The following is a 14,050-nucleotide window of genomic DNA, read 5'->3' on the forward strand; positions in this document are numbered from 1 at the left end:
TTAAGACTGAGACACGAGACGAGTCACTACGGTGATGAAGTTGTTGATGCCATACTTCCAGGAAAAGCCTCTAAGCTTCAGATTATATGGAATCGTACCCCAAACCGACACAGGTGGTCAGGTAGAGAATACTAAGGCGCTTGAGAGAACTCGGGTGAAGGAACTAGGCAAAATCGTACCGTAACTTCGGGAGAAGGTACGCTCCTATCTGTGATGAGACTTGCTCTCTAAGCGGACGGGAGCCGCAGTGACCAGGTGGCTGGGACTGTTTATTAAAAACACAGCACTGTGCAAAATCGCAAGATGACGTATACGGTGTGACACCTGCCCGGTGCCGGAAGGTTAATTGATGGGGTTATCCTTAGGGAGAAGCTCTTGATCGAAGCCCCGGTAAACGGCGGCCGTAACTATAACGGTCCTAAGGTAGCGAAATTCCTTGTCGGGTAAGTTCCGACCTGCACGAATGGTGTAACCATGGCCACGCTGTCTCCACCCGAGACTCAGTGAAATTGAAATCGCAGTGAAGATGCTGTGTACCCGCGGCTAGACGGAAAGACCCCGTGAACCTTTACTACAGCTTGGCACTGAACATTGAACCTACATGTGTAGGATAGGTGGGAGACTTTGAAGCAGCGACGCTAGTTGTTGTGGAGTCAACCTTGAAATACCACCCTTGTAGTTTTGATGTTCTAACGTTGGCCCCTGAATCGGGGTTACGGACAGTGCCTGGTGGGTAGTTTGACTGGGGCGGTCTCCTCCTAAAGAGTAACGGAGGAGCACGAAGGTTGGCTAAGTACGGTCGGACATCGTACGGTTAGTGTAATGGTAGAAGCCAGCTTAACTGCGAGACAGACACGTCGAGCAGGTACGAAAGTAGGTCATAGTGATCCGGTGGTTCTGAATGGAAGGGCCATCGCTCAACGGATAAAAGGTACTCCGGGGATAACAGGCTGATACCGCCCAAGAGTTCATATCGACGGCGGTGTTTGGCACCTCGATGTCGGCTCATCACATCCTGGGGCTGAAGTCGGTCCCAAGGGTATGGCTGTTCGCCATTTAAAGTGGTACGCGAGCTGGGTTTAGAACGTCGTGAGACAGTTCGGTCCCTATCTGCCGTGGGCGTTTGAGAATTGAGAGGGGTTGCTCCTAGTACGAGAGGACCGGAGTGAACGAACCGCTGGTGTTCGGGTTGTCATGCCAATGGCATTGCCCGGTAGCTACGTTCGGAACTGATAAGCGCTGAAAGCATCTAAGCGCGAAGCAGGCCTCGAGATGAGTTCTCACTAGACTTTTAAAGTCTCTGAAGGGCCGTTGAAGACTACAACGTTGATAGGCAAGATGTGGAAGTGGTGTGAGCCATTAAGCTAACTTGTACTAATTACCCGTGAGGCTTAACCATACAACGCCAAACGCGTTTTATGCGACAGTTTAGACAGAAGTTAATATGACTAAAGTAGATATTACTTAAAGAAAGACTTAAAAAATATTATCAGATATTTTCCAAATTCAGTTAGTGCGTAGCGATACGAACTGACAACCAAATTTGCTTGGTGACAATAGCGTTTTGGACCCACCTGATTCCATGCCGAACTCAGTAGTGAAACGAAACAGCGCCGATGATAGTGTAGCATTTGCTATGTGAAAGTAGGACATTACCAGGCTTCAAATTGTAGAGAGCCCGATTCGAAAGAGTCGGGCTTTTTTACGTCTGAAGAAAAGTAAAATACGCACAATTAATAGACTCTTACACCAACACCCATCGCGGAGGTCGGGCGAGCGCAGCGACTCCTGACGCTAAAATTATGTTTAATCACACCAAAATCACTCAATATCTCTGCACGCCGATAAGTATGTAGCATTTGCTAGGTGACTTTTTACCGCTGTGGGCACTACGACATTCTACTGTGTAGCGCACCGACTTCACATTGTAGAAAGCCCGATTCGAAAGAGTCGGGCTTTTTTACGTCTGCAGAAAATAATGCGTGAGTTATTATGGTTCATTTAATTATCCATTAAACACTCAACTGAATTGCATATTTAATTAGGTAGAGATACTTCTAATAAAGCACTAAAGAAAGCTGTACTATTACAGGTGTTTTAAAATAACTATAACGAGAAAAATATGAAATTATTAACAGCAGCAACTCTAATACTTGCTTCATCGACAGCTTTTTCACACCCTGCACCTTTAGTGTCTATTCCTACTCATGATACCTTTTTTAATAGTATTGCAGCGCATTGCGGTAAAGCTTTTGAAGGTGAAGTAGCGGTAGATAACGCGAAAGGGCCAAGCTCATTTACAGATAAAAAGCTGGTTATGCATGTACGTAAATGTAGCGAGACTGAGTTACAAGTACCGTTTCATGTAGGTGACGATGCATCACGTACGTGGATCATAACTAAAACGGGTAGTGGCTTGAGTTTAAAGCACGATCATCGTCATAAAGATGGAACAGACGACGCATCAACTATGTATGGTGGCCATACGCTTGATGCAGGGTTTGCGCAAATGCAGTCGTTTCCAGCAGACCAATACTCTAAAGAGTTATTCGTAAAAGAAGGCATTGCACAGTCTGTAGGTAATACATGGCAAATGTATATTTACCCAGAAGTATTTACTTATCGATTAATTCGCCAAGGACGTGAGTTTAAGGTGGATTTTGATTTAACGAAACCGATTACTCCACCATCAGCACCTTGGGGTTATAAAGACTAAGGTTACTTACCCTTGTTTGTATCTTCTTTAGTTTCGCATTGTAGTAAAACACTTAAATCTGGTTGATAAGCACGTGGTTTTGTTGGAAAGCGCTCGTACTCTTGCACGCCTTCAAGTATTTTCAACATAAAGGTATTGCCACGACATAGACGGTCAGCATGGCGTAATAAAAATACACTTTGATTGGTAAAGTGTTTGTAATCGTCTGACTGGATTCCTATTTTATAGTTGTCTTCGCCAATTTTTGTTTGGTAGTAATGCACTTTGTTGTCAAAGTCGTAGAGCTTCTCTGTTTCGGCTTTTTCAGCAAGTGCAGTATTTGCACTCGAAAGAGCCACCATTGTAGCGCCTATAAATAAGCGTGGTGTGTTTATTCCTTTCATAAAATGTATCCTTTAATTTGCGAACTTTATACCCATTAATAAGAGTAATAAGATCGATTTCTTTACGTATTAGTCTAACACCCAAAAAGGGATAATGTGATGTTCAAACAAATAAAGCAGCTTTTTGCTGTATTCGATGATCAGGAACCTAGTATAGAGCAGCATGATTTAAAAACAGCGGTCGCTGCATTGCTTATTGAGGTTATGCGTGCTGATACTAAGCTTGACCATGATGAACAACGAACCCTGACTGTAACCTTAAAAAAATACTTTAATTTAACAGATGCAGAAGTTGAAGAGCTTACTAATAACGCAGCAAGTAGTTTAGATGGTGCTATTGACTACTTTCAGTTTTCAAAACAAATTAATGAGCATTGTAGTGCTGTTCAGCGCATTGAAATAATAGAACTACTATGGCGCTTGGCTTATGCTGATGGAGAAATAGATCCCCAGGAGGACTACGTAATACGTAAAGTAGCGGGGCTTTTATATGTAACGCATACCGATTTTATCGCCGCAAAAATCGCGGCGACAAAGTAATTATTTAGTTATTTAGGCGTGCAAGTTATTTTAACTTACTTGCAACGCTTACTAACTGATGAGCAAGTGCTGACACTTTTTCAGCTGTAACAGGTTCATTAATTTGCCCACTTTCATCAAACAATGTGTGTACAGCGGGTACTGCAAGTTGATCGGCAAGCACTAACGATCCAATACCACTTAATATATCTCGTACATGATTTAAACCGCGCAACCCACCAAGTCCACCTGGTGATGCTGAAAACAGCGCCACTACTTTATTACGAAAAGCAGGAACAGCACCTTGCTCTGTACGCGATGCCCAATCAATCGCATTTTTAAGCGCTGCAGTTATAGAGCCGTTGTACTCTGGGCTTGCTAGTAAAATACCGTCAGCTGCACGTAGTTTGTCTTTTAAAAGCTGCACATCGCTTGGTGTACCTTGCGCTTCAATATCTTCGCTAAATAGTGGGATGTTTAATTCGTTTAGTTTTATTACTTCTACTTCAGCACCTGTTTGTAGAGCAAAACGTGCTGCCTCATTAATAATTTTTTGATTAAAGCTTTCTTGGCGAAGGCTCCCTGCTAGGGCAATAATTTTTGGTGCTGACATGCTAGTGACCTTTTAGTGTTTAAATTTACAACGCTAATGTAGCAAAATTTTGCTTGTAGAAAACCCCAATAAACGCAACACTTATGTGCGTAAATGCACATAAGTATAAGGTAAGCAGCATGGCGATAAAATTTGAAGATTGGCAAGACGTCAAAGTAGCGTTTGAAGTAGCACGATTAGGCACGTTAACGGCGGCGGCAGAAGAGCTTAATGTGCACCACAGCACAGTTCTTAGGCGAATTAATAATCTTGAAAAAAACTTAAATACACGCCTTTTTCATCGCCATGCCCGTGGTTACAAGGTTACTGAAATTGGCACCAAGTTATTTGCAACAGCACAAACTATCCATAGCTCCTTAGAGCAGTTACATAACGATATAGCAGCGGCCGATAGCACCCTTAGAGGGAGTTTATTACTAACGACGGTAAGTGGTTTTATGGATGTACTTGGTGATGTATGTGAGCAATTTCAGGCACTACATCCACAAGTGCAGCTTGAGGTTATTTTAGAACAAAAAAGGTTAAGACTTGATCACGGACAAGCACATATTGCAGTGCGTGCAGGCCCAAGACCTGATGAGGGCGATTATATTGCTCAGCATTTAGCGCAGCTTTCATCGGGTTTATACGCTAATAAACGTTATATCAATAAATACGGCATGCCAAAATTATTAAGTGATTTACAACAACATAATTTTGTATCGGGTGTGGCGGGTTTTAATGCCCGCGTGCCTTATTTTGCATGGGCTGATGAACATATTCCCGCATCGCAAATAAAGCTGCGAGTGTCTGAAACCGCAGAAGCAACTCGTGCAATAATTAAAGGGCTAGGCATTGGCGGATTACAACATGATGTGGCGGCGCAATATTCTGATTTAGTACCTATATTACACAGTGAGTTAAGCTGGCCTACAGATGTATGGTTAGTCACGCATCACCTAGTACATCGCACTGCTAAAGTACAAGCTTTTGCAGGGTTGTTAAAAACACACTTTAGTAAGTTGGCTGCTAATCAATAATTTTAGCTGTGTTTTGGATGATTATAGTGTTTTTTTTACTTCTATCCCTATGCGTTTAGCCAAGCGTACTAAGTTAGCTCTATCTAATTCAAGCACTCTTGCTGCTGCTGACCAGTTGTAGTTATGCTTCTTTAATTGCTCAGTAATTACGTTGTATTGCAACGATTCTACAGCTTGCTTTAAAGGTTGGTTGATTAAGGTGTTGGTTGTACTTTGGCTTGCTACTAAAGAGTTTTTCGGCGCACTCGGTGTTAAATCACAGTGCTCGCTTGTAATGGTTATTATTGGATTTTGCCATTGGCTTTGTTTTGCTTTTAGGGCGCTGCGGCTAATGACATGCTCAAGCTCGCGAACGTTACCTGGCCAGTTGTATTGATTAAGCGATACTTGCGCTTCAGGGCTCAGTTTTAATTGTTTTATCCCTAATTTACGGGCTGTTTGCTCAATAAAATAACCAGCTAAGAGTGTTATGTCGTGCTCCCGTTTACTAAGTGGTGGCACAGTAATAGGGTAGACACTGAGGCGATGGTATAAATCGGCTCTAAAGCGACCTTGAGCAACTTCTTCTTTTAAATTTCTGTTGGTTGCGGCAACTACGCGTACATCTACGTACTTTGGCGTGTCTTCTCCTACCGTTTGTATTTCGCCACTTTGTAGCACTCGTAATAGTTTACTTTGCATGGTCAGGGGCAGTTCGCCTATTTCATCTAAAAATAACGTGCCTCCATCAGCTAATTGAAATTTACCTTGGCGCGAATTTTGTGCGCCTGTAAAAGCCCCTTTCGCATGACCAAAAAATTCACTTTCAGCAAGGTTCTCAGGAAGCGATGCACAATTTAAGTGAATAAGCGGTTGATCTTTTCGAGCTGAATTTAAGTGAATATTACGCGCTACAAGCTCTTTTCCTACCCCTGTTTCACCTAATATAAGCACGCTAAAGTTAGATGCTGCAACGAGTTTAATTTCGTTTTTAAGTGTTTGCATTAGCGGACTTTGACCAATAATTTCACCGCCATCTCGTGTTAACGCTTCACGATTTAGTTCTTGCACTAATGCACTTGAGTGCTGTACATGCTGTTTGTAATGGGCAAGCTCTAAAGCTGTTTTAAAGTGCGCACTACACAGTGTTTGTAAAGTATTGAGTGTATCAGCGCTTATGCTGTTAAATGCATTGGCGTTAAGGCTATCAAACGTAAGTACGCCAAGTAGTGCGTTTTTATCATAAAGGGGTAAACCTAAACATGCATGTACCGGTATGTCGCCGGTTTTAGCTAATAGCAATCCGTCGTATGGATCGGGTAGTGGGCAGTCGTGCGCAAATTGTAGCGCGAGTGTGCTTTTGCAAATAGCTTCTAGACGAGGGTGTTCTACTATCTTAAATCGCCTGCCAAGACTGTCGGACATTAATCCTTTAATTGCCAGTGGTTTTAATTGCTCACCCTGAAGCACTAATAACGCGCTTGCATCACTAGGAATCACCCGCTCAACCGTTGCTAGTAATTGATCAAAGCTATGCTCGTGTAGTGTACTTTGAGCAAGCTCTAGAGCAACTTGTGTAAGGTTGAATTGCTGGTTCATGTCAAAATGACCTGTTTGTGTTCTTATGAGTTAATTTATAGTAGGTCATAAAGACTCATACTGTAAAGTGGTTTAATTTAACTTATTGAATTTAATTAATTAAATTTGTTGGCACAGTATGTGTAATAGCTAAGTAACGTAGTTAGTTACAGAGATCGCCATGAACACACTAATGCTGAATAATTTAAATAATCAAACACAGTTTAGTTCACTATACGAAACAGTATTATTTGCTGCCAATACTGCATTAGCTGTGAGTTTAGTGTGTATTACGGCAAGTATTTTAATTAGCTACCCGTTTGCTGAGTACTTTTCTATTGCGGTGCAAGTATCAGCTCATATTGGCACTATTGTTATTGCTGCTATTTTAAAAGTAAGTTACGTACTGCGCTGTGTTGCACAACATGGTTTAGGGCAGGAGGTACGATAATGCGCCCTATAAACTTAACTGAGCCAATGCCAGCACGCGTTGCTATTCATCAAGTATCTCAATGGCCATTATGGATGCTCGCTTTTAGACCTTTCTTTTTAGGCGGTGGCTTATTGGCATTTTTGTCGGTGGGGTATTGGCTACTTATTTTAACAGGCCATGCAAGTTGGCACTCATCGATACCTGCGACATTATGGCACGCGCACGAAATGCTGTTTGGCTTTGCAGGAGTTGTAGCTGTTGGCTTTTTACTTACCGCTGCACAAACATGGACAGGCGTACCGAGCATAAGTGGGAAAGCCCTTATGTGGCTTACGTTTATATGGCTTGCAGCGCGCTTAGCCTTTTTTGTGATATTGCCTGATATCGCTCATTTTAATTTATATGCTGCACTTACATTACAAGTTATTTGGTGGCTAGGCGCCATAGCAGTACTGGCTAATATGTTATTAAAAGCCAATAGCAAAAGTAACTATCCGTTTTTAGCTATTTTAGCTGTGCTTTGTGGGCTCAATGTATTGTATTTAATACTTGTTTTAAAACAAAACATGCAGCTTGCACTTGGTGTGGTTGATACCGCAGTACTGGTCATTACTTTACTAGTTGGCATTGTTGCGGGTCGCGTTTTACCATTTTTTACCGCTAAAGGTCTAGGTTTAACCGCACAAGTTCGCACTCCTAAAATAGATAAAGCGGTGATGTATTTATCTATTTTGGCTATCACTTTATTTTTCATCAACAAGTTGTTTTTGAACACGATTAATCCTGCGTTAGTTGTTGCAACTGTTGCTGCGCTTCACCTGGTCAGGGCTGGTTTTTGGTGGGATAGCAAGGTATTGAGAGTGCCGTTGTTATGGTCTTTACATTTTTCCTACTTAGCGTTAGGCGTAGGGTTAATGATGGTTGCATTTAGCTTTTATAGCAGTGCAATACAATTTAAAGATGCGCTGCACTTAATCACTATTGGCACAATAGGTATGATGATTTTAGCAATGATGACGCGTGTATCACATGGTCATACAGGGCGTACACTCGCTATTCCTCATTACATGGCTGTTGCTTTTGCGTTTTTGCTTGTGGCCGCTATTACTCGTTCATTACTCCCTTTTATTATTGGGCCTCACCTTGCTTGGCAAATAAGTGCTGTGCTGTGGTTAGTGGCTTTTTCATTATTTTTAATTCACTGCACACCTATATTAACGCGGCGTCGTGTTGATGGGCGTCGTGGTTAGTTCATCCATAGGAAACACATATGTTATCTGATAAAACCATTGAGATTGTAAAAAGCACAGTTCCGTTATTAGCGCAGGCGGGTACGGTTGTTACCGATCATTTTTATAAGCGTTTATTTAGCCATAATCCTGAGCTTAAAAATATTTTTAATATGGCGAATCAAGATACAGGTCGTCAGCAATTTGCACTTTTTAATGCATTGGCTGCGTATGCACAAAATATTGATAATTTAGCCGTATTAAAAGAAGCGCTAACACGTATTAATCATAAGCATACAAGCTTGAATATTTTACCTGAGCATTACCCTATTGTAGGTGCGCATTTAATTGGTACTTTAAAAGAGCTTATTCCTGAGCAATTTACTCCCGATGTTGAATATGCTTGGCGCGAAGCTTACGGCGTACTTGCTGATATTTGTATAACCGAAGAAGCTGCTTTGTATGAGCACAGTAAAAATAAACACGGTGGTTGGGCGGGAACTCGCCAATTTGAAATAACCAACAAACAGGCTGAATCAGAACTAGTAACGAGCTTTACACTTACGCCAGTTGATGGCGAAGCTGTTATTACACATAAACCAGGGCAGTATTTAGGTATTAAAGTTAAGCCAGAGGGCGCTGAATATGAAGAAATTCGCCAGTATTCTATTTCACAAAAAAGTAACGCTAAAAACTACCGTATTAGTGTTAAAAAAGAGCTACAGCCAAAGCCTGGCATGGTGTCTAATTATTTACACTCATTAGAGCAAGGCACTATTGTTGAGTTATACCCGCCAGCAGGAGACTTCTTTTTACGTAATAATACAAGTCCAGCGGTACTAATTTCAGCTGGTGTTGGGCAAACGCCAATGCTGGCTATGCTTGAAACGTTATTAAGTGATGATTTTAATCAAGAGATTATGTATTTACATGCCTGCGAAAATACTCAGCAGCACTCGTTTTCAAAATATTTATATGATCTAACTGCGCAGAATAACCGCTTGCAAACAATAACCTGGTTTAACCAAGCGACAAAGGGCGCTGACTTTACTGGGTTAATGAACCTAAATGCAGTACAAGCACAGCTACCATTGAGTAATGGCGACTTTTACTTATGTGGTCCTGCCGGGTTTATGGCATTTATAAAAAACCAGTTACTTGAGCTAGGTGTTAAAAACGAGCAGATTCATTATGAAGTGTTTGGTCCGCATCAAGACTTGTAATAACGCTTTAAAATAGAAAAAGGCGCGCAGCGATATGCTGCGCGCCTTTTTTATTAATTTATAAACATTAATAAAGTGCCTTATAACTCTTTACAGGTAACACCTTCAAGTACTGTAGTAAGCTCTTTTTTAGGATAGTAAAGCTCGCATTGGTTATTACGTAGTTGCAAAATAAACTTCTCAGATTTTATATTATGCGCGCCCATAATTACTCTGCCATCAGACCCTTTACTCATTGCATGATCAATTAGCAGTTCGCTACGTTTAGTAAATACCGAATCGGCAAGTGTTACTAATGTGCCTCCCTTAGCTTGTTGAATTGCCTGTTGTAGTGTTGTAATAACGCTGGGATTAACGCTCGTTAATATAGCGGGTTTAGCAGGCTCACTATCTACACTTTGGCATCCGCCTAAAGCGAGCAAGGTGGCTAATGGGAGTAATAATTTAGCCATTACCTTTCCTCACCCAGCGTTGGCCAAGTTAAGTCCATATTACGCTGGGTAAATTGTACCGGCATATTTAAAGGAATGAGAGATTCACGAGAGCTTGAAAAATTAGCTGGTTCTGCTTTTGCAGCAGCCGTTCTAACTGGACAACTGCCATTTTCAACATGAAATAATGCGGTGGCTAAAACGGCCTCGTCACTGTCGCCTAACTGATGATCAAAGTCGTCCTCAATTTCACAACCTTGAACATCAGCATCAAATTGTGGAGTAGGGGTTGGTGTAAAACCCGCAGCGTATTCGCCAAATCCTTTGCTATTTACGCCACTAAACTGAATAGTGTAATAGGTTGTTGCGCAGTTATGAGTTGGGGTAAAGCCATAGGGCTTACCGCAGGTTGTGTCGCCAATTAAAATAACTTCTGCGTCTATACCTTTTAAACCATTAATAAAAGCTTCTGATGCCGAACAGGTGCCTGATGTGCTTAATACATAAACCTTTGATAGGTTTAAATCAGGTAGGTTTTCACCTGTGCTAAAAAAAGTAGAGTAATCTATTTCTTCATCAATAAATGGGAAGGGCGAATCAACGGGTTGTTTATCGTTTTGTTGAGTTTGATAATAAAAGCGGTTGTTAACGTTGGCATTACCAGCAACCATGTAAGCCAATTGAGCCGACAGTGCTAATAAACCACCGCCGTTATATCTAAAGTCGATTACAAGCTCATCAATACCATCGGTTTTAAACTTATTTACCGCATCAATAAGCCCTTCTTGGGCAATGCTTATATGGCTATTAAATTGCATGTAACCCACGCTTGAACCATTTGCGGTTGTAATCGTTTTAACATTTTGAACAGGTGTTTGTTCAATATTACCAGCGGTTACATTAAATGTTTTTTCGGCGCCATCGTTACTGCGTACAACAATAGTATGTGAGTCGCCGTTAGTAGGACTAAATAAACCTTCGTTAAGCGTATCTACACCCGACTCTGTATTGGTATTAATGCTAACACCGTCAACTGAAAGTACGGTATCACCACGTTGAAAGCCTATTTGGCTTGCAGGTGAATCATCTTCAAGATAAGCAACGCGTAAAATACGATCGGCTGTATCGCCAATAAACGCCCAATTTATACCGTAACCAGAAGTAACGCCCGATTGCGCTTCTTGAAAGTAATCTTCAGTAGGTTCTGAAAAATGAAAGTTATCTTTTTTTGCACCTGAGTCGGTAAGCTGCTCTGTTTTTAATTGAGCGAAGTAATCGGCTACTGTTGTAAAGCTTTCAGGGTCGTTATCGGTAATCTCATCATACCAAAGGTATGTTTCGTCGCTCCAAGAGCGAAGCCAAAGCTTTTCGTAAAGGGCAGAACCCGCTTGATCTGGGTAGGGGTTGTTGTTATTAAAGGGATCGTTACCCGTACGAGGGGTTTCGCAAAAGTTTTTTAAATCATTAGAGGGCTCAAATACCCCTGCTGTCCATGTTGGACTGCTACTAACAGGTGTTGTAACGATAGGAGTAGTAATTACAGGAGCAGAGTCGATGCCGCTACNTGGCTAGCGAGGTTTTATTATTTTCAAACATAGTTAAGGACTTCCTGTAAATAAGTTGTTTAAAATGTTACAGCACTCGCTCGTTTATTCAACATTTATAACTTTGATTTATGTAAATGAGTGTTAAAGCTTAGAGCTTGCTCGCACTACTTGTATCTGCAAATGCTTGCTTTTTCCACGCATTAAATAACTTTTGCTGTTTATCAGAGATTTTTAAACCGTATGTTTTTTGCATGTAAGCGTAAGTGTCGGCTATACGTTTACGTGCATAGACAGGCGGTTCAACTACACGTTGCTTAAAGTTTACTTTTACTTCGCAACGACCATACTGTGTGGCGTTTTCGCTAAGCATACCAAAACGATAATTAGAGCGATCGGCATTAATTTCGCCAATAGCTGGCGCTAAGTTATTTATATCAGCTTCCATTTTTCTAAATTTAGCACTTACTTTACGGCAGTTTTTACGTCCGCCATCTTGCCAACATTGTAGCTGATGACCAAATTCCCACGCCGGAACAATATGTTCCCACTCAATGCGTAGTGCTCGCACATTTACTTTGCCTGAGCGGGTAAGTGTATTTCGAGGAATGTAACCACAGTTAGAAGGATCAGGAGTGAGTTTTTTGCCTTCTTTTTTAATATCACAACCGCAGTAAATACTTTTGGCGTTGTCAGGGAGGGTTTTAATTAAATGTCTTTTAGCCGTTGAAAAACGGGTAAATTGTTCGGCAGATACCGAAAAACACACACAACAAGCCAGTAAGGCCAGAATAAATCGAGTCATATCCATCACAAATGTGAACTACAGGAACAGGCAGTTTAAAGCCTTGAAGATAAAAGATAAAGTTAACTTAAGGCCTGTACTTATATTACTAAAAGGTGTCTGATTAATTTTTTACTTAAAGTTATTTTCACTATTCATTTATTTCTTACTATTTATCGTATTTTAACCACACAAGATTACCCGTTAAGGAGTATGCTTAAAGCTTACTCAATATGGGGATTTGGATTGCAAATGAAATTTGTTGATTATTATGCAGTGCTTGGAATATCGCCTGATGCAGACGATAAAGCGGTTAAAGTAGCTTATAAAAAGTTAGCCAGAAAATATCACCCAGATGTAAGCAAAGAGCCTCAAGCAGAAGATAAGTTTAAAGAAATAGCAGAAGCTTACGAAGTCATTCATAACAAAGAAGAACGTGTAAAATACGACGAGTTACGTCGTCACCAGCAAAATCGTGCTCGTCAACAGCAAGGTAATTATGGTGGTAAAAATACCTCTTCGCAAAGTAATTACCAGCAAAGCGATCCTCAAACCGACCAAGAGTTTTCTGATTTTATTAATTCAATGTTTGGCGGAGCTGGTGGGTTCGATCGTTCCGGGCAGAGCAGAAGTAACGCCGCCCGCGCGCAAAAAGGACAAGATGTGGAAATAGAGTTCCCGATTTTTCTTGAAGAGACTTTAGTTGATACCGTTAAGCCTGTTGAGTTTATGTTACCGCAGCGAGATAGCAGTGGGCGTGTCTCTGAAATTAAAAAATCACTTAAAGTGAAAATTCCTGCAGGTTCAGTAAATGGTGAGCGAATTCGACTAAAAGGGCAAGGCGGATTAGGGTCAGCAAATGGGCAAAATGGTGATTTGTATTTACAAATTAGTTTAGTGCCTCACCCATTATTTGATGTTGAAGGCCATAACCTAAATATAGTCGTCCCTCTTGCACCATGGGAAGCGGCTCTTGGTACAAAAATAAATTTGCCTACGTTGGCAGGCAAAATCCAATTAACTATTCCATCTAATAGTCAGTCTGGTCAACGCTTGCGTATTAAAGGTAAGGGATTAATGAGTAAAAAAGCCAAAGGTGATTTATTTGCTGTGCTTAAAATTGTTAATCCAACATCTATTGATGATGCCAGTAAAAAACTGTGGGAAGAATTAGCCGAAAAAGCTCACTTTGATCCCCGTAATAACTGGAGCAAACTATAATGCAAATTATCGTGACACAAAAAGACGATTTACTTACTAGCAAAGAGCTATGTTTGAGCAGTGATATTAGCGAAGCAATTTTATATGAGCTAGTTGAGCATAATATTGCGGTTCCAATTGAGGGGGATCATGTTACGCAGTGGCAATTTACGGTATCTGCAGTGACTTTAGTTAAAAAAGCGGCCCGTATTCAACATGACTTTTCGTTAGATTGGTCGGCAATAGCCTTAGTTTTACAATTACTGGATGAGCGTGATGAGTTGATTTTCGAAAACGAAATGTTAAAGCGACATTTGAGTCGATTTAAACACTTGGAATAAAATCTGCCCTTGTGTACTTCCTAGGGCTTACTTACTCTATGGTGAGAGTGAGCTAGTT

General features: G+C 41.0%; 14 protein-coding genes and 2 rRNA genes. 10 read left to right on the forward strand and 6 right to left on the reverse strand.

Annotated features, from left to right (window positions below; all coding sequences use genetic code 11):
- From L656_RS0113685 to L656_RS0113695, 3 genes are all read left to right on the forward strand, one after another.
- Nucleotides 1-1,399 (forward strand): 23S ribosomal RNA (locus L656_RS0113685); the annotation flags it as partial.
- A 147-nt stretch (nucleotides 1,400-1,546) separates the two neighbouring features.
- A 5S ribosomal RNA gene (gene rrf / locus L656_RS0113690) occupies nucleotides 1,547-1,661 on the forward strand.
- Nucleotides 1,662-2,122: 461 nt separating this feature from the next.
- Nucleotides 2,123-2,716: a hypothetical protein gene (locus L656_RS0113695; RefSeq protein WP_024599624.1), complete on the forward strand. Its 594-nt coding sequence runs from the start codon at nucleotides 2,123-2,125 to the stop codon at nucleotides 2,714-2,716.
- Between the two features lie 2 nt (nucleotides 2,717-2,718).
- Here the strand turns inward: L656_RS0113695 and L656_RS0113700 are convergent, their stop codons facing one another.
- Nucleotides 2,719-3,099 (reverse strand): hypothetical protein, encoded by a 381-nt coding sequence (locus L656_RS0113700; RefSeq protein ID WP_024599625.1) that lies wholly within the window; start codon nucleotides 3,097-3,099, stop codon nucleotides 2,719-2,721.
- A 99-nt stretch (nucleotides 3,100-3,198) separates the two neighbouring features.
- Between L656_RS0113700 and L656_RS0113705 the strand changes: the two genes are divergently transcribed.
- The gene (locus L656_RS0113705; RefSeq protein WP_024599626.1) at nucleotides 3,199-3,639 is read left to right on the forward strand and encodes a tellurite resistance TerB family protein; all 441 of its coding nucleotides are present in this window, start codon (nucleotides 3,199-3,201) and stop codon (nucleotides 3,637-3,639) included.
- A 25-nt stretch (nucleotides 3,640-3,664) separates the two neighbouring features.
- Here the strand turns inward: L656_RS0113705 and L656_RS0113710 are convergent, their stop codons facing one another.
- On the reverse strand, nucleotides 3,665-4,231 hold the full coding sequence (locus tag L656_RS0113710) for an NADPH-dependent FMN reductase (RefSeq protein WP_024599627.1): 567 nt from the start codon (nucleotides 4,229-4,231) through the stop codon (nucleotides 3,665-3,667).
- A 119-nt stretch (nucleotides 4,232-4,350) separates the two neighbouring features.
- On the opposite strand from L656_RS0113710, the gene L656_RS0113715 reads away from it, so the two are divergent.
- Nucleotides 4,351-5,250 (forward strand): LysR family transcriptional regulator, encoded by a 900-nt coding sequence (locus L656_RS0113715; RefSeq protein ID WP_024599628.1) that lies wholly within the window; start codon nucleotides 4,351-4,353, stop codon nucleotides 5,248-5,250.
- A 21-nt stretch (nucleotides 5,251-5,271) separates the two neighbouring features.
- On the opposite strand, the gene norR is transcribed toward L656_RS0113715, so the two are convergent.
- A complete protein-coding gene (gene norR / locus L656_RS0113720; RefSeq protein WP_024599629.1) occupies nucleotides 5,272-6,828 on the reverse strand; it encodes a nitric oxide reductase transcriptional regulator NorR in 1,557 nt (518 codons plus the stop codon).
- A gap of 160 nt (nucleotides 6,829-6,988) precedes the next feature.
- On the opposite strand from norR, the gene L656_RS0113725 reads away from it, so the two are divergent.
- From L656_RS0113725 to hmpA, 3 genes are read left to right on the forward strand one after another with little or no spacing between them, the layout of a single operon-like run.
- Nucleotides 6,989-7,258 carry a hypothetical protein gene (locus L656_RS0113725; protein WP_024599630.1) on the forward strand — a complete coding sequence of 90 codons (270 nt, stop codon included), beginning with the start codon at nucleotides 6,989-6,991 and terminating at the stop codon, nucleotides 7,256-7,258.
- The gene (locus L656_RS0113730) at nucleotides 7,258-8,490 is read left to right on the forward strand and encodes an NnrS family protein (protein WP_024599631.1); all 1,233 of its coding nucleotides are present in this window, start codon (nucleotides 7,258-7,260) and stop codon (nucleotides 8,488-8,490) included. The genes L656_RS0113725 and L656_RS0113730 overlap by 1 nt, the downstream gene beginning before the upstream one ends.
- 20 nt (nucleotides 8,491-8,510) lie before the next feature.
- The gene (gene hmpA / locus L656_RS0113735) at nucleotides 8,511-9,692 is read left to right on the forward strand and encodes an NO-inducible flavohemoprotein (RefSeq protein ID WP_024599632.1); all 1,182 of its coding nucleotides are present in this window, start codon (nucleotides 8,511-8,513) and stop codon (nucleotides 9,690-9,692) included.
- 80 nt (nucleotides 9,693-9,772) lie between these two features.
- On the opposite strand, the gene L656_RS0113740 is transcribed toward hmpA, so the two are convergent.
- The 3 genes from L656_RS0113740 to L656_RS0113750 all read right to left on the reverse strand — a co-directional run bounded on the left by L656_RS0113740 (nucleotide 9,773) and on the right by L656_RS0113750 (nucleotide 12,472).
- Nucleotides 9,773-10,144 carry a hypothetical protein gene (locus L656_RS0113740; RefSeq protein ID WP_002959634.1) on the reverse strand — a complete coding sequence of 124 codons (372 nt, stop codon included), beginning with the start codon at nucleotides 10,142-10,144 and terminating at the stop codon, nucleotides 9,773-9,775.
- Nucleotides 10,144-10,941: a S41 family peptidase gene (locus L656_RS1000000122815; protein ID WP_241763441.1), complete on the reverse strand. Its 798-nt coding sequence runs from the start codon at nucleotides 10,939-10,941 to the stop codon at nucleotides 10,144-10,146. The genes L656_RS0113740 and L656_RS1000000122815 overlap by 1 nt, the downstream gene beginning before the upstream one ends.
- Before the next feature lie 877 nt (nucleotides 10,942-11,818).
- A complete protein-coding gene (locus tag L656_RS0113750) occupies nucleotides 11,819-12,472 on the reverse strand; it encodes an endonuclease (protein WP_029750832.1) in 654 nt (217 codons plus the stop codon).
- 231 nt (nucleotides 12,473-12,703) lie between these two features.
- Between L656_RS0113750 and L656_RS0113755 the strand changes: the two genes are divergently transcribed.
- Both L656_RS0113755 and L656_RS0113760 read left to right on the forward strand, forming a co-directional pair.
- The gene (locus L656_RS0113755; protein ID WP_024599635.1) at nucleotides 12,704-13,672 is read left to right on the forward strand and encodes a DnaJ C-terminal domain-containing protein; all 969 of its coding nucleotides are present in this window, start codon (nucleotides 12,704-12,706) and stop codon (nucleotides 13,670-13,672) included.
- Nucleotides 13,672-13,992 carry a chaperone modulator CbpM gene (locus L656_RS0113760; protein ID WP_024599636.1) on the forward strand — a complete coding sequence of 107 codons (321 nt, stop codon included), beginning with the start codon at nucleotides 13,672-13,674 and terminating at the stop codon, nucleotides 13,990-13,992. The genes L656_RS0113755 and L656_RS0113760 overlap by 1 nt, the downstream gene beginning before the upstream one ends.
- Nucleotides 13,993-14,050: the final 58 nt, after the last annotated feature.

Origin of the sequence: Pseudoalteromonas sp. TAE56 (assembly GCF_000497955.1) — a bacterium.
Lineage (GTDB): Bacteria > Pseudomonadota > Gammaproteobacteria > Enterobacterales > Alteromonadaceae > Pseudoalteromonas.